We start from the raw sequence: 2,775 nt of genomic DNA, 5'->3' as shown, positions 1-2,775 counted from the left end.
CATATACACGGTGTAGTAGATTCAGATGATGAATTAGTGTTAGGGCATTCAAATTCATCAAGAATAGATTACTTTAACGAAAATTATACAGACTATCAAAATATACTTGATGAACAAAGGGCACCAATATATAAAGTTTTAACTGACTATTGTTCTAAAACATATAAAGATGTAAATAATTATATAGATCAACTATTTCCATTGAATTTTGATGCTGTTGAAAGAGTAATTATAATTGGACATTCTTTAGGTGATGTGGATTTACCATATTTTAAAGAAGTTAAGGAACGAGTTAATGAAAATACAGAATGGCATGTTTATTATTACGGTGAGAATGATATTGAAAATTTTAGAGATAAATTGACTAAAATAGGCATAATTGAACAATATATAGAATTTATTCACTGCGACACATTTTATGATTTACCTTAAGTAGAGCAAACAATAGATGTGGATTTAAAACAAAGTCACGATGTTTATAAAAATGTTGCGAAGCTTCGCCCCTTTTGGCTAACCCTTTATCTAAATAAAGGGGTGTTTTATCGTGCGTGAAAAGATTATTCCGTTAAAGGGCCAGATTGTTGAACAACAGTCTTTTAAGAAATGTTATCTAACGACGCTTGTGCAAAAATAATATTGTTGTTTAATTTACAATAAAGTCATTTGAAAAATAATATTAGTTGTTTAAAAATCCTTATTCCACGAACGGAGCAGGTTAGTGGAAGCAATAGTAATTAGGTTTGACTGGGAAAATTGTCGATGATATTAAAAAAGACACCGAAGTGTCTTATGTTTTTCAAATTAAGCATACCGATAAATTGAAATTTAATTACTTAACATTATGCTTATCTTGGGAGCGAGGTATTTTATCGGTGAGTGTATACAAACCATGTAATGCTTGCTGTTAATAATGCTGACGAAATCAAAGCTGTAAGAACACTATATGTTTGCCAAATAAGTATCGTTGACCAATCGAAAGCACAGCACAGTATACCCAGGGCAATCGTAGCGATCAGGAAAATAACTGTTACGATTATTCTCTTTTTTGTCATTGGCTGCCGCTCATTCGTTTTCCTTCTGCGTAATCCTAAGAGAAATAGGAGAACGGCCAATAGGCAAAGAATAATAGTGATAGACGACAAAATGATATCCAAAAGCTGTGTGCCGCTTATTTCATATGACTGAGTTAGATTACCGTCTAATATATCTTTAACTTTTAGTACCAGGTTTATATTGGTATTTGCGCCGTTGCTCAGCAAGCAGACGGCTGTTCGTTCATTTAGCAGTATGACTACTTCGGTTCTGAAATTTGGATTGCCCCCAGTGTGTTCTATAATCGTTTGGTCGGCGTTTACCGACCAGCCTGCCGCATAATACATATCGTTGACAGCCGAAACAGACATATCACCCCTATGTGATTTTTCGATAACCGTGTGAAATATTTCGGGTATGTCCTGCACAATACCCATCTGTATGCCCATCCAACGCGCCATATCTTTTGTATTAGAAATGATGTAGCCTGCGGGCTTATTCCCAGCATAATCCGGAGCTTTAAATGGAGTTGTCATAAAAAAGGAAGAACGGTAGCCCTGTGCCAACTGTCCAGTGGCTTGAGCATCTTCTTTATAAACATACGTCTGGTGAAGACCTAACCGCTGAAATACCTGTTCCCTCATAAAGTCTTCATAGCTTTGTCGCGACACAATCTCAATAACCAAGCCCAATACGTCATAATTAACGGTTCCATAGTTATACTGTTCACCGGGAGGGAACGCCAATTCAGCATCTACGAGCATTTCCACAGTCTTTTGCAACATATCCGGTGTATTGCCTTGTGGAATACTTTGAGTATGCCTAATATTTGTTAGACCACTGGTATGGTGAAGAAAGTTATTTAGTGTAAGGCTTTGCATATCAACAGGTTTCCCTTGATACTTTAACGTAAACCAAGGTAAATATTTTTGGACAGGGTCAGTCATTGAGAGCAGCCCTTGCTCTTCCAACAGCATAATACCCATACCGGTAAAAGCTTTACTGACCGAGGCTAACTCATAGAGTGTATTTTCACTTGCAGACAACCCCTTTTCACGGTCAGCATACCCTGAAGAAAAGTAGAACACTTCATCATCAGCAAGTATTGAGATTGACATTCCCGGCACACCTGATATACGAGAGGCATCATCTAGCAACGCTTGTATTGCCGCAGATTTCGAATCAGACAACGCATAACTTTGTGTTGCGAATCCTGAGAATAATATAAATATCGTTAATACAAAAACAATAATCTTTTTCATAAACTCTCCTTTTCGAAAAATTATAATAGAATAATATAAATAACCTACTTTTACAACTACTAAACTAAATTTTAATTTATCTTTCTATTCACCTATATAATATCAAGTAATTGGGAAGAGTTACACTTAACGAACAGATGCGTTAGTTCAATAAGAAAAACGATCTTCAACAATCGGGCGCGATTGTTGAAGATTAAAGGTAGAAAATGATCAATCTTTTTTATAAAAACCAAGCTTAAATCTGCTGGAGAAGAATCCATTTTGATCAATCTTTCTTCAAAATGGATTCTTTTTATTTATCGTAAAACTTGGGATTGCGAGGTATTTTTGATCAAACTTTATTTCAAAGCTACAACGAAAACAGCCTTCTTTTAAGGCTTAAAAAGAAAAGGGAGGAGAACGCTGTTCTCCTCATGTGTAATGATAATAAAGTTGTTTAATTTCTATGCTATAAACACGCATTACACCGTCTGAACAATCA

2 protein-coding genes are annotated in these 2,775 nt (G+C 35.5%); one reads left to right on the top strand and one right to left on the bottom strand.

Annotated elements, in window-relative coordinates; all coding sequences use genetic code 11:
- A partial coding sequence (locus tag AC1DTM_RS21845) for an AbiH family protein (RefSeq protein WP_477000860.1) occupies window positions 1-432 on the top strand: 432 nt, incomplete at its 5' end.
- 434 nt (window positions 433-866) lie between these two features.
- Here the strand turns inward: AC1DTM_RS21845 and AC1DTM_RS21840 are convergent.
- Window positions 867-2,294, bottom strand: coding sequence for a serine hydrolase domain-containing protein (locus tag AC1DTM_RS21840; RefSeq protein ID WP_000720967.1), 1,428 nt, complete (start codon window positions 2,292-2,294; stop codon window positions 867-869).
- Window positions 2,295-2,775: the final 481 nt, after the last annotated feature.

Source organism: Bacillus sp. P4_D3, assembly GCF_056401855.1.
This window is presented reverse-complemented; position numbering and strand designations above follow the sequence as displayed.

Bases quoted from the DNA above. Each gene is read 5' to 3' on its own strand.
- AC1DTM_RS21840 (WP_000720967.1), bottom strand. From the start codon at position 2,294: ATGAAAAAGATTATTGTTTTTGTATTAACGATATTTATATTATTCTCA.